The following is a 25,894-nucleotide window of genomic DNA, read 5'->3' as shown; positions in this document are numbered from 1 at the left end:
GTAAAAAACAGAGGCGCCGCTTTTTTTCGTTTACGACGCCTCCGCAGCCTGTTTTATTATTTATTTCGCATTTAATTCCTTGATCATCTTCTGAGCAGCGCGTTCGTCATCATAATCGGAGCTCTTAGCCACCTGATATCCCTTATGGCTGTAAATAGCAATGACTTTCTTGCCGTCATCTGTATTTCCGATATTGATCATTGCAGTCTGAACCGCTTTTTTGAAACTGTCATCCATGATCTTGGAAGTCTTGCTTACACTGACTGTATCATTAAAGATTGGAGGGGTTACGCCAATCACATTGGTCTCTTCCCAGATAGATCCGCTTCTGCCGTATTCAGATTTCCATTTCTCCTCATAATCCCTGCGTGCATCCGCATAGGTACATAAAACATCTACCTGACCGGAAGCCAGTCTGGCAAACGCGCTGCCGTAAGAATCGGATTGAACGGCATGTGAGAGGTTTAAAATGTTCTTCTCAAAGTTCTTCTGAAGCCATAAGGACGGGTAAATGTATCCTGCTGATGAGGAAGAAGACATAACGCTCCAGTTTGCTCCGTCTAAATCTTCAAAGGTCAGTGCTTCACCGCTGTTAATCTTTGCTGCAAGCTCTTTTCCCTTTTCAGAAGGTCCTGCAATAATCAGTGACCGGTAGGAGGTTGCCTGTTTTGTGGTAGCCTCAGTTGGCTTGCCGTCATTCCAATCCTTTGCCTGATCGGAATTCTTGCTCAGTCCGTCTCTGGTTGCAGTAAGAATCACTTCAGCGCCGTCATCATAAAGTGCGTAAGTGCCTCCTGGAATAAAACCGATGTCTGCGGTGCCTGCAGAAAGAGCTTCCCCTACTGCTTCGTAGCTGGTTCCTACAGTAATTACCACTTCGCCGATATCATATCCCTCTTTGCCAAGCTCTGTCTTTAACAGACCTTTTAAAGGCTCCGTAGCGGTAACGATCTCTTCCGGCTCTCTGGAAGGTACAAAATAAACATTCAGCTTGTCAATCTTCTTATTCTCTGCTTTTGTCTCCGCTGCAGTTGTAGCTCCTGCTGCAGAAGAAGCGCTTTCTGTCCCTGTTTGGGTTGTCTCTGCCGGGGCTCCGGTCTTGCCTGCGCCAGAGCATCCGCCAATCAAAGATGCACAGAGTGCTGCTGCCATTAATACAGAAACTGATTTTTTCATACTGCTCTCCTTTTCGTGTGATTCATCGGTTTTTCTTGGGATCATGAGGCATTACGCGCTGTCTCCCACCTCCAGCTTGGTGGGAAGAAAAATTGTCATATTGTCTTTCCGGCCTTCTGTAATCTGCTCCAGCAAAAGCTTGATGGCTGTCTGCCATACAATATCAGGAAACATTCGGACTTTGGTATAGGTTGGCCATTTGGACTCAATCGTCTCAATGTCCTTGTAAATAACCACAGCTATATCCTTGGGCACACGAAGTCCTGCATCCTGAAATGCTTCTAAAGCTCCTTCCGCAACTTCTTCACTGCCTAATAAAACAGCTTCGGGCATATGACCCGATTCAATGGCTTTCTTTGCCAGCTCATATCCGCTTTCCCGGCTAATGTCTCCTATGTAGAAATTATCTTCTTCATAATAGCCGCTCTCCGTAAAAGAAGCCCGGATTCCCTCCAGTCTCCGGTAGCCGATCTTTACCTGACCTTCCTCATAAAGACCACCTATAAACCCGACAGAGCGGTACTTTTTCCGCACCATAAGATAATCAAGCATCTCACAGATTCCCTTTGTAAAATCCATTACAATGCTGTCATACTCATAATTCTTGGGATCTGAGTTAATGAATACAATGGAATAGCTCTGCATTCTTAAAAACTCCATCTCTTCCTGGGAAAAAACACCGAAAGCCATAATCCCGTCATACTGGCCCGGCTGATTCTTATCAAGACGGCAAAATCTGACTTCCTGTTTCCCTGACATAGACTTTACAATTAAGTCCAGGGAGGAAAGCCTGATGTTTGTCCTGTCCTTGCGGATAATATGCCAGTCAGCCACTCCTATGACTATCTCTTTCTTTTTCTGCGCGTGACGCATTCTGGGTGGGACATATTTTAATTCGTGGGCAATTTTAAATATCCTTTTTTTTACCTCCGGACTCACCGCAATGGTATCATCCTGGTTCAGTACCCGGGATACTGCTGCAGCCGAAACACCCGCAAGCTTTGAAATTTCTTTAATTGTAGCCATAATCTATATCCTCACCTTTCAAACTCATTATAATAACACTCTATGTCACCGTCAATAAGCAAAGTAAAATTTTACTAAACTTTTACCAAAGTATGTAAAAAACTTTTCATAATTAGAAATACCGGAAAGAAAGTTAAGTTTCCCTCCGGTATTCTATCAGCTCTGTCAGTCTTTTTCTCCGTCTAAATTCAGCTTTGCAAAAGCATCTGCAAAAGGAGAATTGATCGGTACATCTGCCTCTTTTTTCTGATTGTTCATATATTTTGCCACATCTTTTTTAGAGACTCCGGCACCTTCTTTGGCACGCCGGTCTTTAAAAGCAGACAGCTTTTCCTTATATCCGCATCTACAGACAAAGATCTGTCCGTCCCCTTTGCCTTTCAGCTCCAGCTTTTTGTGACAGACCGGGCATCTGGCATTACTGGTTCTCGAAATTACTTCCCGGTGTCCGCATTCCCGGTCCTGACAGACTAACATCTCACTGTTTTTTCCTTTAACAGAAAGCATTCGCTTCCCGCAGACCGGACATTTGGTATTAGTTAGATTATCGTGGCGGAAGCTTCCTTCCCCAGCCTTGATCATCTGAATTAATTTCTCTGAATACAGTCTGATATCCTTCATAAAGGAACCACGCTTTAGTTTTCCAGCCGCTATAGCAGACAGCTTCATCTCCCAGTCAGCAGTCAGCTCCGGCTTTTTTAAATCATCCGGAACCAGAGTCAGAAGCTGCTTTGCCTTTGAGGTCAGGAAAATATCTTTTCCCCTTTTCTCAAGAAGGAAGCTGGAAAAGAGCTTCTCAATGATATCCGCCCTGGTTGCCACGGTCCCAAGACCACCGGTTTCTCCCAGGGTTTTTGCCATATCCCGGTCCTTTGTCTCAAGATAAGATACAGGGTTTTCCATGGCGGTAAGCAAAGTTGCTTCATTAAATGGAGACGGTGGCTTTGTCTTTCCTTCTGTCAGCAGCAGGGTAATTCCTTTTACCAGATCGCCCTTCTTCACAGAAGGTAGATTCTGCTCTTTTACTTCCACCTCTTCATCCTCGTCTTGGTCCGGGGCTTCATAGACTTCTTTCCAGCCTGGTGCCTTTACCGTCTTTCCTCTTGCAACGAGAGTTTCCTCTCCCAGCATCACCTCAAGCTCTGTCTGCTCATACTCAAATGGAGGGTATAAAACTGCCAGAAATCTTCTCACAACTAGATCATAAACTCTTCTCTCGTCGATAGTCATATGATCCAGCTGGACAAACTGTTCCGTGGGAATAATTGCATGATGATCAGAAACTTTCTTATCATCTACAAAATATGACCTGGCCTCAATCTTTACGTTATATAATTTCCCTGCAAGTTTCCTGTATGGTCCTACTCCACAGGCCTCCAGCCTTTCTTTGATAGAAGGGACAATGTCTGCACTTAAATAACGGGAGTCTGTTCTTGGATAGGTCAGTACTTTATGATTCTCATACAGTCTCTGCATGATATTCAGGGTCTCTTTCGCAGAATAGTTAAACTTCCGGTTTGCCTCCCGCTGAAGCTCAGTCAGATCATACAGCTGGGGAGCGAAACTTTTTTTCGGAGTGCTTTTTACCTCGGTAATTACACCATCCTTACGGGAGTTCATCTGCTTTAATAACCCTTCTAACCGTTCCCGGTCAAAAGAACGGTAACTTTTCGACTTTTCATCCCGCCATATAAATGTCAGCGCCGGCTGGGAAGCCTTTGCAGTAATGCCGTAATAAGACTTTGGCACAAAGCTTTTGATTTCTTCCTCTCTCCTTGCTATCATGGCTATGGTTGGTGTCTGCACACGCCCGCAGCTTAACTGGGCATTGTATTTGCAGGTCAGAGCTCTGGTTGCGTTGATTCCCACCAGCCAGTCGGCTTCTGCACGGCACATGGCTGCATCGTAGAGATTATCATATTCATGACCGTCTTTTAAACGGGCAAAGCCTTCTTTGATGGCTTTATCTGTGACAGAAGAGATCCAAAGCCGTTTAATCGGTTTTTTATTTCCTGCTTTTTCAAGAATCAGACGGGCTACCAGTTCGCCTTCCCGGCCCGCATCGGTTGCGATGATAATTTCCCCCACATCATTTCTGTGAAGCTGCTTTTTCACCACACTGTACTGCTTACCGGTCTGCTTTATTACCTCAAGCTTAAACTGATCCGGCATCATGGGGAGATCTTCCATCTTCCATTCCTTATATCTGGGATCGTAATCCTCCGGGTCTGCCAAAGTGACTAAATGGCCTAATCCCCAGGTGATCACATAGGCATTTCCTTCCAGAACGCCTCCCTGATTCTTTGTACAATGAAGTACCCGGGCGATATCCCGGGCAACGGACGGTTTCTCTGCTATAATTAAAGATTTCATTCTATTCCTCCAATGGCATTTCTCTTTTTATTATAGCTCATTGGGCGACTTCTGACAACTGGCGGCATTCCCCATAAGCAATCAGGGAATCTCCTTCCCTCACTCCCATAGCTGTCGTCTCATATAATACGATTCCGTCATACTCGGCATGACACAGCTGGAGGGGTGTTCCCCACACATCCTCCACTATTCCCAAAAGCTCTCCCTTTAAAAAGCGCTCACCAGGCTGTTTCGCCGGATGCCAGAAGCCTTCTGCCAGAGAATCCGTGTAGACTGCATTTATTACTTCATTTTGTATAGTATTTTTTTCTTTTCCCCGGTCTTTGCTTACAACGCCAAGAGCCGAAAGGACATTAACTACATCGCGTTTATAGGAAGCAAGCTGCTCACTTGTAAAGCTGCCTCCTCCTCCCCGTTCCATCAGGATCGCCGGAACTCCTTCGATCGCTGCGCAATTATAAGAACCAGTAGTTGCGGAGGACTTAACACGGATCTCCATTCCTGTGGCCTCAGCCATTTTTCTGGATTTTTCCATAACTTCTTCTTTTGCTACTCCTGGATAATACACAAAAGGCATTACCTGTTCGTGGGTATCTCCTGCATGGAGATCTATGTAATAATCTGCCTGGCTGTGAAGCTCATGCTCTATGGTATAAGCAATTTTTTCGGAAAGACTCCCATCTTTTTTTCCAGGAAATGCCCGGTTTAAATTCTTCCCGTCTTCCGGGACAAAAAGCCGGGTATAGGAAAATGCTGCCTGGGGATTTGCCACAAGGAGAAACACTATGGTTCCGTTTAACTCTTTCGGGTTAAGCTCCTTAGACAATTCTCTGGCTGTCTGTATTCCGATGTATTCCGCTCCATGTATTCCGGCTGTTATAAGAACCACCGGTCCCTCATTACAGCCGCACACTGCGCAGACGGGCAGCTTTAAATCATGGTTTTCAACCTGCAGTAATCCTTTCAACCGCTTACCGGATTCCAGTTTCATGGTTCCTGTCTGAAACATATTATTTTTCCTCTCTTTCTAAGAAACAGCCTCTTCTGGAACCTTGGGCTTGTATACTTCCTCCACATCAAGTATTGCATCCAGCAGCTTCCTCGCGTAAGGATGGTTTACCTCACTGATTGCTTCTGTCTCTCTTACCTCCACTGCTTTTCCTTTATAAAGAAACAGTACATGACTGCATAAATAGGTGACAGAAGTTAAGTCATGGGTGATAAAAATATAGGTCAGCCCTTTCTCTTCCTGTATCTGCTTTAAAAGATCCATGATCTGTACCTGTGTGTGGGCATCTAAGGAGCTGATTGCTTCATCGAACAAAATCACCTCCGGATTCACCGCCAGTGCCCTGGCAATGCAGACGCGCTGGAGCTGGCCTCCGCTGAGTTCATGGGGAAGTCTGTGTAAATAGCTTTCATCAAGCCCAACCAGCTTTAAAAGCTGACCAGTCTCTTCCTTGCGGTCCAATGCACTTTTTTCCCTCTTTTCTCTAACCATCAGCCCTTCTCCAATCAGGCTTTTTACTGTAAATCTGGGATTTGCGGATGTGGTGTAATCCTGAAACACCACACTGATTACCGTCTTTTTACCTCCCTCAAAACAGACACTTCCTTTATCCGGCTTTAATAGTCCGCATAAAACTCTTCCCAAGGTGCTTTTCCCACTTCCGCTCTCTCCCAGAATGCCCAGGCACTGCCCTTTTTTCACCTCAAAGGATACATCAAAGAGTACCTGCTGACGCTCCCTGCCAAACAGTGTTGTCTGGTTTTCATTTTTAAAGCTGACGTCAATATGTTCGGCTTTTATCATTGTTTCACCACACCTTTCCTTTTAAGGGCCCTGTGATACTGATCCATAACCGCTTTCTTTTTTTCTACCAGAAGGCGGGTATAAGGGTCCTTCGGCTGCTCATATATCTGCCGGAAGGTTCCCTGATCTGCCATTTTCCCTTTGTTCAGCACAAGGACCTCATCAGAGATTGCAGAGATTACTCCCAAATCATGGCTGATAAAGATCATGGCTGTATTGGACTCTTTTTTTATCCGGATAAATTCCTTCATGATTTCATACTGGGTAATTGCATCAATGGCGGTAGTCGGCTCATCCGCAATCAGAAGATCCGGCTCCATGGACATGGCGAGACCGATCATAATCCGCTGAAGCATTCCTCCGCTCAGCTGATGGGGATATTTTTTAACAGCTTCCTCCGGATATTTTATCTGCATGGTGGTAAGAACTGCCAGTGATTTTTCATATATTTCCTTACTGGTCAGCTCCGTATGCTCTCTGTAGGTTTCTGACAGCTGGTCTTCAATCCGGTAAAGGGGATCAAAGCAGGTCATGGGATTTTGCAGAATCATGGCGATTCTTTTTCCTCTGATCTGGCGAAGCTGTTCCTTTGTCTTTCCAATCAGATTTTCTCCTCCAAAAAGCGCTTCCCCTGTTACGGAAAAGTCAGCTCCCAAAAGCCCCATAACTGCTTTTAAGCTCATGCTTTTCCCGCTTCCGCTCTCTCCTAATATTCCCAGGCACTGTCCCGGAAAGACCTTAAAATCAATCCCTTTAATGATGGTCTGTTTCTGCTTCTTCCTGCAGTGTTCCACAAACAGGTTCTTTACCTCTAAAACAGGTTCCATTAAACTTCCACCTCCTTCGGATCCAGGGCATCCCGCAGGGCATCTCCCAGTAAGTTAAATGCGGCGACTACAATAACTATGGCAACGCCGGGTGCGATCATCTGCACCGGATTGGTTGTCATAACATTTTTTGCTTCATTCAGCATGGCTCCCCATTCCGGTGTTGGCGCCTGAACTCCAAGTCCCAAAAAGGAAAGAGTGGAGATATTTAAAATGGCCCAGCCAATATCCAGAGTGGCCAGAACCGCCATTTCCGATGCAATGCTGGGAAGAAGATGGCGAAAAAGGATATACGGTTCTCCGCTGCCCACGCATCTGGAAAACAGTACGAAGTTTTTATCCCTGTATTTCATAACATTAGTACGGATCATTCTGGCATACCATGCCCATTTAATCAGAACATTTGCAAGTATTACATTGCGCACATCCACTCCTAAAAGAGCCACCACGGCAAATACCATGATCTGGCTGGGAAATGACATCATCACGTCCACTGCTCTCATTATAATCTCCTCCACCGGTCCTCTGAAATATCCGGCAAGCAATCCTAAGATACAGCCAAGTCCGATGGTTCCTGCCATAGTCAGAAGAGATAAAAACAAGGTAGGCCGGATACCGTATATCATTCTTGAGAGAATACACCGTCCAAGCTGATCCGTTCCTAACGGATACTCAAAACTGATACCTGCAAATTTATTTAAAATATCATTTGCATATGGATCATTGGGCGCCAGAAGCGGAGCAAATACACCCGCTAAAGCGATTACAGTCAGAAATCCCATCATGACTACTGCCATTTTATTTTTCAAAAAACGTCTCCACATCTTAGGATACCTCCCTTCGAAGTCTGGGATCAGCGATACTTTGAATAATATCAAACAAGAGGTTAAATACAACAAACAGCGTTCCGATTAACAGCACATAAGTCTGGATTACCGGATAATCCCGGTTGAATATAGATGCAATGCACAGCTTTCCAAGTCCGGGCCATGCGAAAACATTTTCCACTACAATGGTCCCCGCCATCAGCTGGGGCACACTCATACCAATAGCCACAATACAGGTATGAAGGGAGTTTTTTAAAATATGCCTTATCAGAATGGTTCTCTGCTTTAATCCTCTTACATTGGCATACAAAACGTAATCTTCTTTCATATTTTCCAGCATGTTGTTGCGGATCAGCCTTATGTAAGTAGAAATATAGGTCAGTGCTACGGTAAAGGAAGGAAGAATTAAGTGCTTTATGCTTCCGCTTCCGCTGGTAGGAAGCAGATCCCACCGAATGCTGATGAGCCATATTAAAAGAAGGCCCACCCAGTATGCCGGCATGGCAGTTGTCATAAATACAATCCCCCGTACTATCCGGTCAAACAGGCTGTCCTTATAGACAGCACAAAAGAAACCGATGGGGAGGCTTAAGACGATCACAAACACCAGAGAAGACATGGCGAGTACAAATGTAGCAGGAAAACATCTGGAAATCTCCCCCAGAACAGTTCTGGATGGATTGGTATAGCTGACACCAAAATCCAGCCTCAGGCAGTTCCCCACCCAACGCAGATACCGGATTACATATGGATCATTTAAACCCAGCTCTTCCCTGACCTGCAAAATGGCATCTTCTGTAATAACCGGTGTCTGGCGGACTCTAAGCGCCACCTCCGCCGGGTCGGAGGGAATCATATTGATAAACACAAAGCACAAAAATGAAATCATGAGCAGCAGAGGAATCGCTGACAGAATTCGCTTAATAATATAGGACTTCATAAATACGCCTCCATCTTATGCGGAAAGGTATGAAAAAACACGGGAAACCGGCAGCCTGACATACAGACAGCCGGTATTTCCCATGTTCTAATCCCTCCCGGAAATTATTCAAAATACATCTGCGCAAAAGGTACTTCATACTGAGTCTGGGTAAATCCGACCCCTTTTAAATCTGACCCATAGATTGCCTTATTGCACTCATAGGTAAGAGGGATATAAACTGCATCCTCATGAAGCCTGGTCAGAACGAAGCGGTACAGCTCCTGGCGTTTTTCCTCATCTGTAGATATCAGTATTTCCGTAATTGCCTCATCAATCTCTGCTTTATCCTCAAGTCCCAGCTGTGCTGCATAATCTCCGTATACCCGCTGTCTCATGGCAGCCAGAGAAGACTGTGGATCATAGGGCGTTCCCCAGCAGATATTAAACACCATGTCGAAGTTTCCTGTTTTCATATTGTCACGATAAGACTGTTCTTCTTCGCCCTTGATCTCCAGGCCTATCCCAAGCTTGCCGTATTCAGACTGAAGGTATTCTGCAATGGTCTTTTCCGTAACGCTGTCGCTGTTGTATAAAAGAGACAGTTTTAAAGGAGTTCCGTCCTTTTCTCTTATGTTCTGGCTTCCCATAACCCAGCCGCTCTCATCTAACATTTCCGCAGCCTTATCCTGGCTGAACTCATAGGGAGTTAAATCAAGGTTACAGTAAGGGATAGTCTTGGAAAACAGCGTATCAGCCGGCGCTTCCAGGCCGTAGAAAATACCGTCTGAAATTGCCTGGCGGTTGGTAGCATGCTGAATTGCCTGACGCACTGCCTTATCCTTTAAAATATCATTCGTAGTATTAATTACAATCTGTCTGGTAGACGTAGGTTCAGACAATGCAACAGAAAACCTATCACCTTCCTTATATTTGTTCACTGCATCAGCATCGATCATATTCTTTCCGAAGATTAAATCAATTTCACCCTTTTCCAGTGCCAGAACTCGGGTCTGGTTGTCCGGAATCACCTTAACGGTGATCTTTTTCACCTTTGGTTTCTCACCCCAGTAGTTTTCATTGGCCTCAAATACAGCGTATTCGTCTGTAACAGATTCCTTCAGTACATAAGGACCTGTTCCGATATAAGCTTCCACGCCATCCTTTGTGCTGCCGTTTTTCATGGCCTTAGGAGAGATCATTGCAAATGGTCTTGTAACTCCCAGCTCTGTCAGCATGGGATAATACGGCTGTGAAAGCTCAATGACAAATGTTTCTGCATCAGGAGCGGATACTCCCACCAGCAGATTCATCATTTCCAGCCATGTATGGCGTTCCTTGTTTTCAATGATCGCATCAAAATTCGCCTTAATGGCATTGGCATCACACGCCTCACCGTCAGAGAAGGTAACGCCCTTCCTGATTTTAAATGTATAGGTTTTCCCGTCATTGCTTATGTTCCAGCTTTCTGCCAGGCAGGGGGCATATCCGTCAGCGGTTATAGTGACCAGAGTCTCGTAAAGCATTTCCTGGGCATACATCTCTCCGGCATACAGATGGGGATTCAAATCCCTGATATCCCGAAAATTTACAAATACCAGTTCATCTTTTGGCGTCCCCTCAGATGTTTTGGATGCAGCCGCTTCTGTGTTTGCCTGTTCTTTGCCAGTTGCTGCAGCATCTTTACTTCCCTGCTTCTGGCACCCTGATAAAAGGGCTGCAGAAATGACACCTGCCAGGCAGGTATATAATAATCTTTTTTTCATAATTGCTCCTCCTGATTTGCTATGGTGTTAACTATAACACAGTTAGTCTTGACTTACTAATACAAATCAGGAAGAACCGGCTATAACAATCTGTTATAGGTCCCCAGCGTTTTTTTTAACTCTTCTATGTAAAACCGTGCTTCATAGGACAGATCCTTTTTCTTCTGTTTTACATATCCCAAAGTCAGAAATTTCTCACAGTCCATCACCTTCAGTGCCCGTATTCCCTGTCCTTCATATTCCCGGGAAACAAAATCGATACCCAGGCAGCAGACATCCGTATGCTTTAACATACTGGTGATCAGATAGTCGCTGTTGGTGCAGACCGCATTATTTAAGTTCTCCATCTGAACCGCACCCACACTGATCCGTTCAATATGATGCTCCATTGCAAAAAAATCCTTGGTCCCCTCAATAAATTTTAACTGGGATAGTTCTTTCAGCTCTACAGATTCCCTGTTATACCACGGGTGATGGCTCCCTAAATAAACACAGATGGAAAGCTCGGCAAGAGGAAAAAATTCCAGTTTTTTATGCCAGATAATATGCTTAAAGCACTGCAGCTGGGTATGTGCCAGATAAACAATACCGATCTCCGATATGTGCTCAGACACATCGTCCGTAATCTCTTCCACAGTCCCTTCCCTGAACCCGAACGTAACGTTCTGATCCTTATGAGCTTCATAGTTATCCGCCATCAGCTTTGCAAGAATGCTGCTGGGATACCCTGAAACTGAAAAATAATTTCCTGTTTTTTTCTGAACAAGAGACCGGATTATATTGGAATTTTTCAGTATAGTAAGGGCGTGACCGTAGAGCATCTTTCCCTGCTCTGTCATACGCATCCCCCTGCTGTTGCGTTCAAATAAAATTACGCCTAAATCCTTTTCTAAATTAGCTATCACCTTGCTGACATTAGGCTGAGATGTATAAAGCTGCTCAGCCGCCTTGTTTAAGCTGCCATGGTCCGCAGTAGCTACAAAGTATTCCAGTTGTTTAATTTCCATTTCTTCCTCCGATACACGAAAAACCTGCCCGTTTCCTAACCAAAAAAGCCGTACTGTCATGCGGTAACAGGTACGGCTTTTTCGTAGGAGTCATGATCCCTCACGGGTCAAATGAAGGATACATTCAGAGGGTTAGTCTGATGTTAGAATATTCACACGTAGTTAGCAATAACTAACTGTCATTATAATAACATAAGATATCTAAAAAAACAAGCCCTCTGTTTGAAAAGAATTCTCAATTAAACAGGCAGCATCCATTGCAGGACATTCTTAATATAATGATCCCAGAAATCCCAGTTATGACCGCCCGGTCCTTCTTCATATAACACGTGGGCTCCCTTGTCTTCCATAATCTTCTTTACTTCTCTGTTCATTTCAAAAAGGAAATCTTCTGTTCCGCATGCCTGATAAAGCTGCGGCACCACACCATTTTTCACACAGCAGTCATACAGCTGCATCAGATCAGCGCTGCTTCCTGACAGATTATCAGGATTTTCAAAAATATTATCCCATGGAAATGGTCCCTCTATCGTCCCGTTTTTCATTCCTTCAAAGGTTTTTACAATGTCCAGCGCACCGGACATACTGGCGGCCTTTGCATACTGCTCCGGTTTTGAAAGTCCTAAAAACCAGGCTCCGTAGCCACCCATGGAAAGACCTGCCACAAAGGTGTCCTCCCGTCTTTTAGATACTGGGAAAATGCTTTTAATAAATGCAGGCAATTCTTCCGTAAAAAAGGTAAAGTAGCGGTTTCCACGGTACATATCCTGATAAAAACTGTTTTCCGCAGACGCCATGACAACCACGCAGCAATGTTTCTGGGCATAGCGCTCAATATTGGAAAAACGCATCCAGGAGCTATAATCTCCAAACGCTCCATGGAGCAGATATAAGACTGGCAGTCCCTTCTCATAAGGAAATGCTTTCTTTGCCGAGTCACTGGTAATCTGCTCATTTCCCTCCGGTGTTGGTACAAATACATTGACATCCACGGTATGTCCCAAAGAATAACTATAATAATGACAATTCATACTGGCCATGGTTAAAACCTCCTCTTTCTTTGCCGGAAGCAATCTGCTTCCTCTTTATTTCATTATAGGCATCTTCTCGTTTCAGAACTAGACAAAAATTGCACTGTTTTTATATATCTTATACCTATATTGCCATTTTAAATCCAATTTTTTAGCAATTTCGGGCATGTTTTATATTAAAACAGTGCAAGATATGTATAGTTTTGGCTTACAATCTGCAATTTTAGTCTAGTTTTTTTATGCCGTTTTCTTTATGATAGTAACGCTAACAGATTTAACATTCAAGTAAAGGAGAATACACCCTATGAAGCTATGCACAAACGCAATTGAAGTAAAGCAGATAGATCAATATTTTAGCATTGCCACCAATTCTGTTGAAATCCGGGTACTATTCCTTACAGATTCCATTCTTCGGATCCGCGCCGGATTTGACGGAGACTTTGCAGAAGAATCCTACAGTCTCGTCATGACAGCATGGGAAGACCGCATGGATGAGCTGATGAAAGATCAACGCAAAAAGATTATTCCTGCGTCAGCAGAACTAATTCAGTCAGAACACCAGGCTGTGATTCAGGGAGCCAGTTTAAAGGTCGTTATTGAAAAAGATCCATTCCGCATCTGTATTTATGATAAGGAAGGTACCTGCCTCCATTCCGATATCGTAGACCTTGGTTATCAGGAAGACAGCAATCACCGCAGAATCCATACCAGTGAAATCTCACCAGAAGATTGTTTCTATGGATTTGGAGAAAAGAGCGGTCAATGGAATAAAGCACAGAAATTCTTATCCATGAGCCCCAAAGATGCGATGGGTTATAATCCCAAAGAAACCGATTCCCTTTATAAGCACATACCGTTTTATGTGAAATTGAACCGCAGCTCAAAAAAAGCCGTGGGTTACTTCTATCACAACACGTATGAATGTGATTTTGATATGGGAAGAGAAAAAAGCAATTACTGGAAACCCCATAGCCGGTACCGTACAGACGGTGGTGATATCGACTTGTTTTTGATTGCCGGACCTTCTATACGAGAAGTTGTTTCCCGGTATACGGATCTCACCGGTAAATCTGCCATGCTTCCCCGTTATGCACTGGGCTACCTGGGTTCCTCCATGTATTACCCTGAACTGGAAGCGGACTGCGACGATGCAATCGCAGAATTTATTGACACAACAAAAGAAGAAGATATCCCGGTAGACGGCTTTCAGCTTTCATCCGGTTATACCTCTCAGGAAACAGACCAGGGTATAAAACGCTGTGTATTTACCTGGAACGAAAAACGCTTTAAAAATCCCAAAGATTTCTTTGAACAAATGAGAAAAAGAGGAATCACCGTATCTCCAAACGTAAAACCAGGGATTCTTTTATCTCATCCGGATCTTGACAAGATGAAGGCCAAAGGTATTTTTGTAAAAGACAGCCAGAGCGATGAGCCTGGAATCGGAACCTGGTGGGGCGGAAAAGGTGTTTTTGCTGACTTTACAAAACCCGTAACCCGTACTGTCTGGAAGGACCTGTTAAAGAAAAACGTTCTGGAAATGGGAACCTGTTCTGTCTGGAATGACAACTGTGAATATGACAGCATGGTGGACAAGGACTGCCGCTGTGATTTCGAAGGAAAAGGCGGTACCATCGGACAGTTAAAATCTGTCATGTCCAACATAATGTGCCACATCACCGATGAGGCCATACATGAAACCTTTGACAACACCAGGCCGTTTATTGTATGCCGGTCCGGACACAGCGGAATTCAGCGCTATGCCCAGACCTGGGCTGGGGATAATTTAACCTGCTGGGATTCTCTTAAATATAACATCGCAACCATACTTGGCATGAGCTTAAGCGGTGTGGCAAACCAGGGCTGTGACATCGGCGGATTTTATGGAACGTCTCCGGAAGCAGAGCTGATGGTGCGCTGGATACAGAACGGAATTTTTCAGCCACGATTCTCCGTTCACTCCGTTAATACAGATAATACGGTAACGGAACCCTGGATGTACGGAAACTGCACAGGCTATATCCGGGATGCCATCAAATTCCGTTACAGACTGATTCCTTATCTGTATTCTCTTATGGAACGTGCCCATGAGACAGGACTCCCCATTATGGAGCCTATGTGCAGCGCATTCCAACACGATGCCCGCTGTTATGAAGAGGGTGTGGACTTTATGATCGGAGACTCACTTCTGGTAGCAAATGTGGTGGAAAAAGACGCTGTTACAAGAGAAGTCTATTTACCTGCCGGAGAGACCTTCTATGATTTCTATACAAGAGAGCAATTTAAGGGCGGACAGACCGTGGAGCTTCCGGTCACACTGGAAAGCATACCTCTTTTTGTCAGGGAAGGTGCCATTATCCCTATGGCTGCTAACCAGATGAATAACTTATCCACCGAAACCGTCACCGGTATTCGCCTGCTTTTAGCTGCCGGTAAAAGCAACACATTTACACTCTATGAAGATGACGGTACTACCCTGAATTATCAGAATGGGGATTATATAAAGACTGTCATTGAAATGACCGCCGGAGAACAGACAACGGTAGAATTTAAGCAGGAAGGCAGCTATCAGACTGCAGTAGAAACCATTTACCTGGATGTAATCCACAGAGAAAAAGCGCCATTCTGGATCACTTTAGACGGAACAGAACTGCCGCATTTCCTATACCGCAAAAAATTTGAAGCAGCAGAATGCGGTTGGTATTACAGCCAGACATTAAAATCTGTTCAGATTAAATATAAAAATCCGAAAAAAGACTGCAAGCTTGTAATCTCATTCCAGCAGTTCGATATGATCGGTATGTAAATATAAAGGAGTTCGTACACAATGAAAAAACTATTGTTACTCTTTACAGCCTGTGCTGTCTCTGCCGCAATGCTGGCAGGATGCGGTAAATCGGGCGTAAAAAACAGCGCTGAAGCGACCCCTGAAAATCCCATGGTGCTGACTTTGGCTCATAACTTAAGCGAGACACATATTACCTCAATCGCATTGCAGGATTTTGCCGATCTGGTAGAAGAAGAAAGCAACGGAAGAATTAAAATACAGATTTACCCCGGCGGACAGTTAGGTTCTGAAACGGAAGTTTTAGAGCAGCTCATGGCCGGTGTAGTAGGTATGACCAGAGTATCAGCTCCCGGACTTGCCACTTACAATGAAGGCTACCATACCTTTGGTCTTCCTTATATTTTTAAAGATACCCAGAACTATTACGATGTAATGGATTCAGATGCCATGGGTGACTTCTTCCGCTCCAGTGAGAAAGACGGATTTGTTACTCTGACTTACTATACCTCCGGATCCCGTTCATTTTACACCATTAACAAACCGATCCGGAAGCCTGAAGACTTAAAGGGCTTAAAAATCCGTGTCCAGGATATGAAATCCCAGACCGATATGATCAAAGCATTGGGCGGAACCCCAGTTGCTATGGCTATGGGAGATGTGTTCACCTCCTTACAGACTGGCATTATCGATGGAACAGAGAATAACGAAACTGCCCTGACTACAGGAAAACACGGTGAAATCTGCAAATATTACTCTGTTGACCAGCACTCAATGATTCCCGACGTTTTGGTAATCAGTTCCGTGATCTGGAAACAGCTTACACCAGAGGATCAGAATATTTTAATCAGTGCTGCGAAAAAATCAACACAATCACATAAGGTTGCGTGGGATGCCGGCATTGAAAAAGCAATTTCTGAAGCCAAAGATACGATGGGCGTTACCTTTATTGAAGATGTGGATAAAGATGCCTTCCGCTCTGCAACCAAGGAAATGATTGAAAGCTATTCTGAAAAATATCCAAAGGTACAGGATGTTTTAAACATCATCAATTCCGTCGACTAACATGGAGGACAAAAATGGAACACTTACTGACTAATATTAAAAGCGGAATCAATTACCTGCTCTCCAGAATCGCAGCTGTCCTTTTAACAGTTATGAGCTTTCTGGTAATCTATCAGGTATTTACACGTTATGTACTGAACAACCCCAGCGATTTCACGGAGGAAATCGTGCGCTATCTGCTGATCTGGACCGGGTTTGTGGGAGCAGCATATGCGTTCAGTACCAGACAGCATATGGCATTGTTATTCATAAGGGACAAGTTAAATCCTGTAAGCAGAAAATCCCTGATGATTTTCACCGATTTACTGGTACTGGCATTTGCCCTGTTTGTAATGACCATAGGCGGAGCAAAACTGGCAATCAGCGCGAGAATGGAGTATTCAGCACTTCTTGGTATATCCAGAAGTCTTGTTTACAGCATGGCTCCCATATCCGGCGTTTTCATTATCATTGTACAGATTATCAACATCTGGGAAGACGCAACCGGTATTACCATTAAAGCAAAGGGGGAAGTTTAATCCATGAATATTATTATCTCAACCATCGTGCTATTTGCGGTTTTCGGGGTGCTTCTGTTCTTAGGCTGCCCCATCTCCATCAGCATCCTGGTATCCTCCGTTGCTACCGCACTGGCAAACCTCTCCTGGGATCAGGTTATTTTCATTGTAATGCAGAAGATGAACAGCGGTGTGGAAAGCTTCTCACTTCTTGCGGTACCCCTGTTTATTCTGGCCGGCAACATCATGAACAACGGTGGAATTGCAAGAAGGCTGATTAATTTTGCAAAGATTATCTCCGGACGGATTCCCGGTTCTCTGGCCCAGACCAATGTTCTTGGAAATATGCTGTTCGGCGCACTCTCCGGTTCTGCCGTAGCTGCCGCAGCTGCGATCGGAGGCACTCTGAATCCAATGGAGGAAGAGGAAGGTTATGATCCGGCATTTTCTACCTGCGTGAATATTGCTTCCGCTCCAACCGGGCTTCTGATTCCGCCTACCAGCGCATTTATTGTTTATTCTACCATTGCAGGGGGCGTCTCCATCTCCGCTCTGTTTATGGCCGGTTACATACCTGGACTTCTTATGGGACTATCAACCATGCTGATTGCTTATTTTTATGCAAAGAAACATAATTACCCAGTATCTCCCAAAGTAAGCTTCAACCAGGCAGTTAAAACCACGATGGAAGCAATTCCAAGCCTTCTTCTCATTGTTATTGTAATAGGAGGTATTGTAGGCGGCGTATTTACCGCAACAGAAGGTGCAGGAATTGCAGTTTTGTACTGCCTTATCTTATCCTTGGTTTACCGCAGTATCACCTTCCAGGATTTTCTGGATATCCTTTTAAAGAGCGCATGTACCAGCGGAATCATACTGTTTCTGATCTCCGCCTCCTCAGCAATGTCATGGGTTATGGCTTATTCCGGAATACCTGCAGCTATCAGCAATGCGATCATGTCCGTATCAGACAACAAATATGTCGTATTTCTGCTTATGAACATAGTACTTTTAGTAATCGGAACATTCATGGATATTACTCCGGCATGTCTGATTTTCACACCTATTTTCCTTCCAATCGCCACAAGCTTTGGAATGGATCCGATACATTTTGGTGTTATGCTTGTATTTAATATGTGTCTTGGAACCATGACACCTCCTGTAGGATCAGTACTGTTCATTTCCTGCGGAATCAGCAAGGTTTCCATTGAACAGGTTGTAAAGCAGCTCCTGCCTTACTTATTTTCACTGGTGGCACTGTTACTGGCAGTTACCTATATTCCGGCTCTGTCTCTGGCACTGCCAAAGCTTCTTGGATTAATCAAATAAAGCAATATTAAAAACCGTCCCTGTCATACAGTTACAGGGGCGGTTTTTGTAGTAGTAATTCCTTTTAATCCCGTATTGATATCGTGTCATGAAAACGTTATAATGAATCCAGCCGATGTAACCATACTTAAGAGCATTCCTTACGAGGGGGTAATTTACTTGATTGACATAGCAAGTTTTATGATGGCAGGAGGCCGTATGATAGCCAGTGAACGCATACAGGGCGTGAACGATAATATGGCCAAATCTCATTATCATGAATATTATGAATTGTACTATCTGGAATATGGGAAGCGTTACCATATGGTAGACGACAGTATCTATTCCTTAAACTCAGGAGAATTCATCATCTTTCCGCCGTATTCCATGCACCATTCTTACGGAGATAATGATGTACCCTTTAAACGTCTTCTCGTTTATTTTACGCCGGAAACAGTTATGGTTCCCGAAGTTCTCCACATATTCAGCCAGTCGGCCGGAGTATACCGGTTTGACACCAAAACAAGCCAGTCTGTCCACTTCCTTCTGAAGGAAATCCTTAAAGAGCAGGAAGACGCAGAAGGGTATCATTTTGATGCCATGAAGATGTTATTAAATCAGATTTTAATTAAAACTGCCAGAAGATCGGATGAAACAGCGGCCCCGGAAAACCAGAGCCGCATTACAGAAATCCTTCACTACCTTCATAACCACTATTCGGAAAATATTACTCTGGAGGACCTTGCCTCCCGTTTTTACATCAGCCCTTATTATCTATGCCGGGAGTTTAAGCGCTATACCAACAGCACGATTATTCAATATATCAATAACATACGTATTATTCATGCCCAGCGGCTTTTTATGGAGACAAACCGCACTATCACCGATATCAGCAAAGAGGTGGGTTTTTCCAATGTAACTCATTTTAACCGTGTATTTAAGTCTATTATAGGCATGTCACCCTCCAAAAGCCGTAAACAGCACGCCGATCAGAAAGAACAGGGGTGAGTGCATTTAATTAAAATTACCGCACCTTTCCCAGAATCTGACGGCGTCTGCCAGCCAGCCATCAAGCTCAGTCCCGTTCCCCAGACCAAAGCTGTGACCGCCCTGCTCCATAAACCTTACTCTGTTCATAATATTAAACTGCTTTAGCCGTTCCTGCATGACGCAGCTGGCTTCTATATTAACCACAGGATCATCCTTACTGTGAACCAGATAACAAGGGGGATAATCCTGATCCATATGATACTCCACGCTATACTCTGCCAAATCCTCTTTTGTAAAATGCTCTCCTCCGATCCGTTCTAAATACTTCACGGCAGCCGCCCGCTCTGAATCTGTTGCCCGCTCCATATCCTTTAAAAACTGAACCGTTGAGATGCTTGGATAACCAAGGAACAATGCAGCCGGCTTATTTAGACCATAGGCTTCATATCCTTTCTCTTTTATTCCCCACACAGCCGCCAGATGGCCCCCTGCTGAAAATCCCGCCATCGCATATCCTTCCATACGGATCTGAAACTCATTCTTATGGTCCGCCAGGAATTTTAAGGCAGCTGCGATATCATTCAGGGGCTTTGGAAGAAGCTTTTTCTGTCCTGTTCTGTATATTAAGATAAATGCAGAATACCCCATCCGGTTTAATTGCTCCGCAATGGGATACCCTTCAACCAGGACCCATTCTCTTGCATACCCTCCTCCAGGGCACACCAGCACAAAGGGCTTATCCGGATCCCCTGGCATATGAATCAGCTTCACCTGCTCCTTGTCCGGTTCTGTATCCCATTCCTCATTCGGATAAACATCATAGATTATCTGGCTTTTTACTTCCATTACTTCATAAATACGTTTAATTGCAGGCAAAAGTCCACAGCGCTCGTTTCCATAATCACCAATTTTCCGATTCCACACATCCTCTGTCATGTTAGTGAAAAAATACTTAGAAAACGGTTCAAGCTCTTTCTTTGTACAAAGTTCTCCAATGGTCGTATCAACAGTAACTGACTCAAACATGATACCATCTCCTCTCTTATGCTTCCTGATCTAAAACAATATTCTGGATCCATACCCCTTTTTTTACCAGAACAAAACCAATAATACATTTAATAATCTCTACCATCTGGCACATAAAATACAGCGGAACAATGGGAATCTGGGTATACCGGCTAAGCAGATACGCAGCCGGAATACTTGCCACCCACATGAACACACTATCAAAGAAAAACGTTACAACTGTCTTTCCTCCAGAACGCAGTGTAAAATAAGAAACATTCATAAATGCGTTCATTGGCATGAGAAGAGCCAGAATACGGATTAACTGAACCGCTAAGTTCTTCACCTCATCAGTTGTATTATATATCATAGGGAAAAGAGGTGCCACAATTGCCAGTATTGTGCCCATAACAGCACAGGAGGCAACGGAAAATGCGATCAGTTTCGTATCTGTATCTCTGGCTTCCTCCATCTTTCCCGCACCTAAGAGCTGACCTACAATAATGGAAACAGAAACTCCAAGAGCTATATAAACTACATTAAACAAATTGCCAATGGTATTGGAAATATTTAATCCAGCCACAGCAGTCAGTCCCCTGATGGAATAGCATTGCATTAACATAGCCATTCCGCTTGCCCACAAAGCTTCGTTTACAATCAAAGGCGTACCCTTCACAAAGATTTTACCGATCAGGCTCATTGGTATATGCATACTCTTATATGCACCCACGATAAATGGAAAGCGTCTCTTATGCTTATGGGTCCAGACGATTACAATTACAGTCTCAATATACCTTGCCACAACAGTGGCAATTCCTGCCCCCACCACGCCAAAAGCCGGTACTCCGAATTTACCAAAGATAAGAATATAGTTAAGGACCACATTAACCAGTACTGCAGCAATTCCGGCCTTCATGGGAATCACCGTTTCCCCGCATTCACGAAGAGTGCTGGTATACGCCTGCTCAAGGGCAAAGGGTAGAAGCCCCAGCATCATAACAAGCATATATCTGCGGCCACTATTCATGGCAACCGAAAGATCTCCGCCCTTATCTTCTCCATGAAGGTAAAGGTAAATCAGGTTTTCTCCGTAAAAATAAAATATAATTGCAGCCACAGCTGACAGAAGAAGGCAAAATAAAAATTTGAACCGGAATGTATGCCTTACTCCGTCATGCTTGCCACTGCCATAGAACTGAGCGCCAAAGATTCCTGCACCAGAAACAATGCCAAAGATACTGACATTAAAGACAAATATCAGCTGATTCACAATTGCCACCCCGGACATCTGCCCGGTCCCCACCATTCCCACCATAATATTGTCCAGCAGACTGACGAAATTGGTAATTCCGTTCTGGATCATAATGGGAATTGCAATGATCAGCACCTTTTTATAAAATGCCTTATTTCCTATTAATTTGTTCATCATACTTTCCAGTAAAAGCGTACTTTTTCTGTTAACCTCCGTTTTTGCCAGTTTCATTCCTGCTGTTGTGTAATGCAGGTATACTCGATTATAATATTTAAAACCTGCAAAGGCAATCAAAACTTCTCCATAGTTTCTACAAATCAGAATACTACCATTAATACAAAACCAATTACAGGAGGTAAATCCGATGAAACCTGGACAACGAATAAAAAAAGCATTTCAGAACTACCTGGCTGATATGGCTAAAACGAACAGGGAAACCTTTGGTAATCAGACAATGGACTGCTGCAATCTTAACCGCAGACCGGAAAACCAGAAAAAAAGCGGCCAAAGATAAAAAGAAACAGAAGCCGGGGGAAGGCATATTCCCCCGGCTTCTGTTTCTTTCCCGTTTTATTACTTTTCTTTTGCCTTTGCAAACAGGCTCTGGAGAATAATAAAGAACGCAAGCAGTGCTGCAATTGTAATCTTAGTCCACCAGGAAGAGAGTGTTCCCTGAAATGTAATAAAGGTTTCAATGGTTCCCTTAATCAAAACACCGAACAGACTGCCGAATACATTGCCAACACCTCCTGTCAGTAAGGTTCCGCCGATTACAGCAGAAGCAATTGCTTCCATCTCAAATCCTTTGGCCTGCTCAACAAATCCCGCGCAGGTATTCAATGCAAACAGGAAGCCTCCCAGAGAACATAAAAATCCATTGATCACGTAAACAAGCAGCTTGGTCCGTCTGACATTCAGTCCCATCATGAGTGCAGACTGTTCATTTCCTCCTACCGCATAAATTGTTCTGCCAAACTTGGTGAACTTTAAAAGAATAAATATGCCGATCAGAGTCACCAGTGCGATGATTACACTGGGATAAATAAACGGATAATTTATCACGCCTTTTTTGTTTACCGCCCCCCCTAAAAAGGCCAGGTTAATTTTACTCTTTGCCCATTTTAAAAACATTTCATTTTTAATGCTGATCATTTCCTGGCTGATAATGGCTGTCATACCTCTTGCAAAGAACATTCCGGCCAGTGTTACAATAAAAGGCTGAAGCTTTAAATAAGCGATGAAAAAGCCCTGAACCAGACCAAATACAATGCCCATAAAAAGAACCATCAAAAGCGCCGGAACCGCCCCTATTCCCTTATTTTCCATCATCCACGCAAGCATCATGCAGGTCATCGCAACCACAGACCCCACTGAAATATCGATTCCTCCGGTTATCATTACCATGGTCATGCCGGCTGCAATGACGATCAGACCGGCATTGGAGATGAACAGATTTAAAAACACCTGGGGTTTTGCAAACCCTTTGCTGTTAAATATAATCAGACCAGCTGCATACATCACCAAAAAGAGAAGGATGGTGATGATCAGTAAAAATACTTTTCCATCAATTTTTTCCCTTTTTTTCATTTATGCCACCTTCTTTCCTGATTTAACATTCATCTGAAGTTTATTGACCATGCGTTTTAATTCCGTTGACTGCAACGCTACAATCACGACAACGACAATAGCTTTATAAACCGGAATCTGATCGGGAGAAACGCCCATGGCATAAAGGGTTGTGCTCAATGCCTGAATGGTATATGCTCCAATTACACTTCCTAAAAGTGAAAATTTTCCTCCTGCCAGACTGTTGCCGCCCAAAGCGACAGCTAAAATGGCATCCAGCTCCAGGTTCAGTCCGATGTTATTGGCATCAGCAGAATAGATTCTTGAAGAAGCCACCAGACCGGATATGCCGGCACAAAGACCGCAGAAAACGTAGGATAGAAAAATAATCATGGAAGATTTAATTCCCATAAGCTTAGAAGCTTTTGGATTAATTCCCACCGTCTGAATGTAGAGCCCCAGAGAAGTTTTCCTCAACAGAACATAGGTGAGAAGCACCACGATCAGCGCAACAAACACCGGAGTGGGTATGGGGATTCCAGGAATGCTGGCTCCCAGCATCTTATAAGATTCCACACGGATATAGGTGATCTGTCCCTTGGTAATCAGCTGTGCAATTCCCCTGCCAGCCGTAAATAAAATCAAAGTCGCCACCATAGGCTGAATCTTAAGCCTTGCCACAAGAAAGCCATTAAAACAACCACAGAGGATTCCTGCAAGAATTGCCGCCAATACACCCAGAATATAGGGATTGGCAAATTCATTCACCGTCTGCTGTCCGCCGGAAAGAATAAAGCAGCACACAGCGCCTGCCACAGACATAACAGCCCCTACCGAAATATCTGTACCTGCGGAGGCAGCAACCACCAATGTCATACCAACGGATAAAATTACCAGATCGCTGGCGCGGTTAATCACATCAATGATATATCCGTAAAGAACGCCGTTTTTAATTGTAACTTCAAAGAAACCTGGTGTTTTAATCAAATTGGATATCAGAACAAGCACCAGACAGAAGATGGGAAGAAATAAGCGGTATCCTGTCAGTCTTTTTATAAATGCCTTTCCCTTATTCATTGGTTCCACCTCCTGCAATTGCCTTCATGATATGGTTTTGGTCAAGTTCCTCCTCCTTTAGTTCAGAAACCTTCTCCCTGTCTCTTAAAACTGCCATCCGGCTGCAGGTTCGGATCATCTCCTCAATTTCCGAAGATATAAACATAACGGTAACGCCCTTTTTTGCCAGCTGAACCACCAGTTTCTGAATCTCAGTTTTTGTTCCAACATCAATTCCTCTTGTAGGTTCATCAAGAATCAGAAAATCAGGATCAGTCAGAAGCCATCTGCCCAGAATTACCTTCTGCTGGTTTCCTCCGCTTAAGCTTTTTATCGGAGTGTCCAGGCTTGCTGTCTTGATTTGCAGCAATTCCACATACTTGTTCGCAAGTTCCTCCTGTTCTTTGCTTCCAATGGGATGAAACATTCCTCTCTTTGCCTGCAAAGCCAGAATCAAATTCTCCCTGACCGATAAATCAGCGACAATTCCTTCTTCTTTCCGGTTCTCCGGAAGGTATGCCATACCAGCCATCATGGCATCAATGGGTGTGCGGATGACCACAGCTTTGCCGTTCACCTTCAGATGTCCGCTGTCCGGTTTATCCGCTCCATAAAGACTTCTTGCCAGTTCAGAACGGCCGGATCCCAAAAGACCGGTAAGCCCGATTACTTCTCCCTTTCGGATCTGTAAATCGTATGGTTTTATAGTGCCATGCCTGCCGATTCCCATTGCATCAATCACTGCTTCACTGTTTTTCTGAACACGGTTTCCTTCTTTTTTAATAGCTGCCAGATCATCAAAATCCTTACCCATCATCTTTGCTACCAGCTGAACTCTGGGGAGCGTCTCCGTTTCATATTCCCCTACCAGTCCTCCGTTTCTGAGTACGGTAATTTTATCGCATACCTCGTAAACCTGCTCCAGAAAATGGGTTACAAAAATAATACCGACTCCTTCTGCTTTCAGACGCCTCATCAGGCCGAATAACTTCACAACCTCGTTGTCATCAAGGGAAGACGTGGGTTCATCGAGAATCAGAACTTTTGCCGACATATCTACGGCTCTCGCTATAGCAATCATCTGCTGCAAAGCAATGGAATAATTCTCCAGCGCTCTTGTCACATCAATATTCATTTCAAGTCTGGATAAAAGCTCTGCTGCCTTCCGGTTCATTGTCTTCCAGTCAATCAGTCCGGCTCTCTTTGGTTCCCTTCCGATGAACAGATTTTCCGCAACCGATAAATTAGGGCAGAGATTTACCTCCTGATATACTGTGCTGATCCCATGCTCCTGGGCTTCCTGCGGAGAGTGGTTGATAATTGACCTGCTTCCACCCTCAATTTGTATCTCACCTGATTCAAATTCCTCTACCCCAGTCAAAACCTTTATGAGGGTAGATTTCCCTGCTCCGTTTTCTCCCATGAGAGCATGGATCTCCCCGCTTCGTAAGATAAAATCCACATGGTCTAAGGCACGCACCCCGGGAAATGTCTTTGATATGTTTTTCATGCTAAGTACTATCTCATTGGGCATAAGATCTCCTCCTTTTTTCTCCACTATTTTGCTTTTCACTGCACGTTCGGAGATTAAAAAAGGTGCCTGGA

22 protein-coding genes are annotated in these 25,894 nt (G+C 44.1%); 6 read left to right on the top strand and 16 right to left on the bottom strand.

Annotated features, from left to right (window positions below):
• Positions 1 to 60 precede the first annotated feature (60 nt).
• From RZO55_RS09610 to RZO55_RS09560, 11 genes are all read right to left on the bottom strand, one after another.
• The gene (locus RZO55_RS09610; RefSeq protein WP_318064056.1) at positions 61 to 1,176 is read right to left on the bottom strand and encodes a phosphate/phosphite/phosphonate ABC transporter substrate-binding protein; all 1,116 of its coding nucleotides are present in this window, start codon (positions 1,174 to 1,176) and stop codon (positions 61 to 63) included.
• Positions 1,177 to 1,227: 51 nt separating this feature from the next.
• The gene (locus RZO55_RS09605; RefSeq protein WP_318064055.1) at positions 1,228 to 2,202 is read right to left on the bottom strand and encodes a LacI family DNA-binding transcriptional regulator; all 975 of its coding nucleotides are present in this window, start codon (positions 2,200 to 2,202) and stop codon (positions 1,228 to 1,230) included.
• 165 nt (positions 2,203 to 2,367) lie between these two features.
• A complete protein-coding gene (locus RZO55_RS09600; protein WP_318064054.1) occupies positions 2,368 to 4,575 on the bottom strand; it encodes a DNA topoisomerase III in 2,208 nt (735 codons plus the stop codon).
• A 37-nt stretch (positions 4,576 to 4,612) separates the two neighbouring features.
• On the bottom strand, positions 4,613 to 5,584 hold the full coding sequence (locus tag RZO55_RS09595; protein WP_318064053.1) for a succinylglutamate desuccinylase/aspartoacylase domain-containing protein: 972 nt from the start codon (positions 5,582 to 5,584) through the stop codon (positions 4,613 to 4,615).
• Between the two features lie 18 nt (positions 5,585 to 5,602).
• Positions 5,603 to 6,388, bottom strand: coding sequence for an ABC transporter ATP-binding protein (locus tag RZO55_RS09590; protein WP_318064052.1), 786 nt, complete (start codon positions 6,386 to 6,388; stop codon positions 5,603 to 5,605).
• On the bottom strand, positions 6,385 to 7,215 hold the full coding sequence (locus tag RZO55_RS09585; RefSeq protein WP_318064051.1) for an ABC transporter ATP-binding protein: 831 nt from the start codon (positions 7,213 to 7,215) through the stop codon (positions 6,385 to 6,387). Before RZO55_RS09585 ends, RZO55_RS09590 begins: the two co-directional genes overlap by 4 nt.
• Positions 7,215 to 8,039: a nickel/cobalt ABC transporter permease gene (opp1C, locus tag RZO55_RS09580; protein WP_318064050.1), complete on the bottom strand. Its 825-nt coding sequence runs from the start codon at positions 8,037 to 8,039 to the stop codon at positions 7,215 to 7,217. The genes RZO55_RS09585 and opp1C overlap by 1 nt, the downstream gene beginning before the upstream one ends.
• A gap of 1 nt (position 8,040) precedes the next feature.
• Positions 8,041 to 8,982 (bottom strand): nickel/cobalt ABC transporter permease, encoded by a 942-nt coding sequence (gene opp1B, locus RZO55_RS09575; protein WP_318064049.1) that lies wholly within the window; start codon positions 8,980 to 8,982, stop codon positions 8,041 to 8,043.
• Between the two features lie 104 nt (positions 8,983 to 9,086).
• Complete coding sequence (nikA, locus tag RZO55_RS09570; RefSeq protein ID WP_318064048.1) at positions 9,087 to 10,727, bottom strand: nickel ABC transporter substrate-binding protein; 1,641 nt, start codon at positions 10,725 to 10,727, stop codon at positions 9,087 to 9,089.
• An 80-nt stretch (positions 10,728 to 10,807) separates the two neighbouring features.
• Positions 10,808 to 11,734, bottom strand: a complete 927-nt coding sequence (locus RZO55_RS09565) for a LysR family transcriptional regulator (RefSeq protein ID WP_318064047.1) — start codon at positions 11,732 to 11,734, stop codon at positions 10,808 to 10,810.
• Positions 11,735 to 11,973: 239 nt separating this feature from the next.
• Positions 11,974 to 12,774: an alpha/beta hydrolase gene (locus RZO55_RS09560; protein WP_318064046.1), complete on the bottom strand. Its 801-nt coding sequence runs from the start codon at positions 12,772 to 12,774 to the stop codon at positions 11,974 to 11,976.
• Between the two features lie 295 nt (positions 12,775 to 13,069).
• Here RZO55_RS09560 and RZO55_RS09555 point away from each other — a divergent pair, with 295 nt between their 5' ends.
• From RZO55_RS09555 to RZO55_RS09535, 5 genes are all read left to right on the top strand, one after another.
• Complete coding sequence (locus RZO55_RS09555; protein ID WP_318064045.1) at positions 13,070 to 15,571, top strand: glycoside hydrolase family 31 protein; 2,502 nt, start codon at positions 13,070 to 13,072, stop codon at positions 15,569 to 15,571.
• A 21-nt stretch (positions 15,572 to 15,592) separates the two neighbouring features.
• Positions 15,593 to 16,615, top strand: a complete 1,023-nt coding sequence (locus RZO55_RS09550; RefSeq protein WP_318064044.1) for a TRAP transporter substrate-binding protein — start codon at positions 15,593 to 15,595, stop codon at positions 16,613 to 16,615.
• A gap of 14 nt (positions 16,616 to 16,629) precedes the next feature.
• Entirely contained in the window at positions 16,630 to 17,133 is a 504-nt protein-coding gene (locus RZO55_RS09545; RefSeq protein ID WP_318064043.1) for a TRAP transporter small permease, read from the top strand.
• 3 nt (positions 17,134 to 17,136) lie between these two features.
• On the top strand, positions 17,137 to 18,441 hold the full coding sequence (locus RZO55_RS09540) for a TRAP transporter large permease (RefSeq protein ID WP_318064042.1): 1,305 nt from the start codon (positions 17,137 to 17,139) through the stop codon (positions 18,439 to 18,441).
• 159 nt (positions 18,442 to 18,600) lie between these two features.
• A complete protein-coding gene (locus RZO55_RS09535; RefSeq protein ID WP_318064041.1) occupies positions 18,601 to 19,428 on the top strand; it encodes a helix-turn-helix transcriptional regulator in 828 nt (275 codons plus the stop codon).
• Between the two features lie 6 nt (positions 19,429 to 19,434).
• Here the strand turns inward: RZO55_RS09535 and RZO55_RS09530 are convergent, their stop codons facing one another.
• Together RZO55_RS09530 and RZO55_RS09525 are read right to left on the bottom strand one after the other, a co-directional pair.
• Entirely contained in the window at positions 19,435 to 20,436 is a 1,002-nt protein-coding gene (locus RZO55_RS09530; protein WP_318064040.1) for an alpha/beta hydrolase, read from the bottom strand.
• A 16-nt stretch (positions 20,437 to 20,452) separates the two neighbouring features.
• A complete protein-coding gene (locus RZO55_RS09525; RefSeq protein ID WP_336624282.1) occupies positions 20,453 to 21,898 on the bottom strand; it encodes an MATE family efflux transporter in 1,446 nt (481 codons plus the stop codon).
• Between the two features lie 133 nt (positions 21,899 to 22,031).
• Between RZO55_RS09525 and RZO55_RS09520 the strand changes: the two genes are divergently transcribed.
• Positions 22,032 to 22,181, top strand: coding sequence for an LDCC motif putative metal-binding protein (locus tag RZO55_RS09520; RefSeq protein WP_318064039.1), 150 nt, complete (start codon positions 22,032 to 22,034; stop codon positions 22,179 to 22,181).
• 59 nt (positions 22,182 to 22,240) lie between these two features.
• On the opposite strand, the gene RZO55_RS09515 is transcribed toward RZO55_RS09520, so the two are convergent.
• From RZO55_RS09515 to RZO55_RS09505, 3 genes are read right to left on the bottom strand one after another with little or no spacing between them, the layout of a single operon-like run.
• The gene (locus RZO55_RS09515) at positions 22,241 to 23,254 is read right to left on the bottom strand and encodes an ABC transporter permease subunit (RefSeq protein ID WP_318064038.1); all 1,014 of its coding nucleotides are present in this window, start codon (positions 23,252 to 23,254) and stop codon (positions 22,241 to 22,243) included.
• Positions 23,255 to 24,310, bottom strand: coding sequence for an ABC transporter permease (locus tag RZO55_RS09510; protein WP_318064037.1), 1,056 nt, complete (start codon positions 24,308 to 24,310; stop codon positions 23,255 to 23,257).
• The gene (locus RZO55_RS09505; protein WP_318064036.1) at positions 24,303 to 25,823 is read right to left on the bottom strand and encodes a sugar ABC transporter ATP-binding protein; all 1,521 of its coding nucleotides are present in this window, start codon (positions 25,821 to 25,823) and stop codon (positions 24,303 to 24,305) included. Before RZO55_RS09505 ends, RZO55_RS09510 begins: the two co-directional genes overlap by 8 nt.
• Between the last annotated feature and the right edge of the window lie 71 nt (positions 25,824 to 25,894).

The sequence above is a fragment of the Clostridium boliviensis genome, from assembly GCF_033342255.1.
Lineage (GTDB): Bacteria > Bacillota > Clostridia > Lachnospirales > Lachnospiraceae > Lacrimispora > Lacrimispora boliviensis.
The sequence above is the reverse complement of the archived record's forward strand: the minus strand, read 5'-3'. Positions and strand labels throughout refer to the sequence as shown.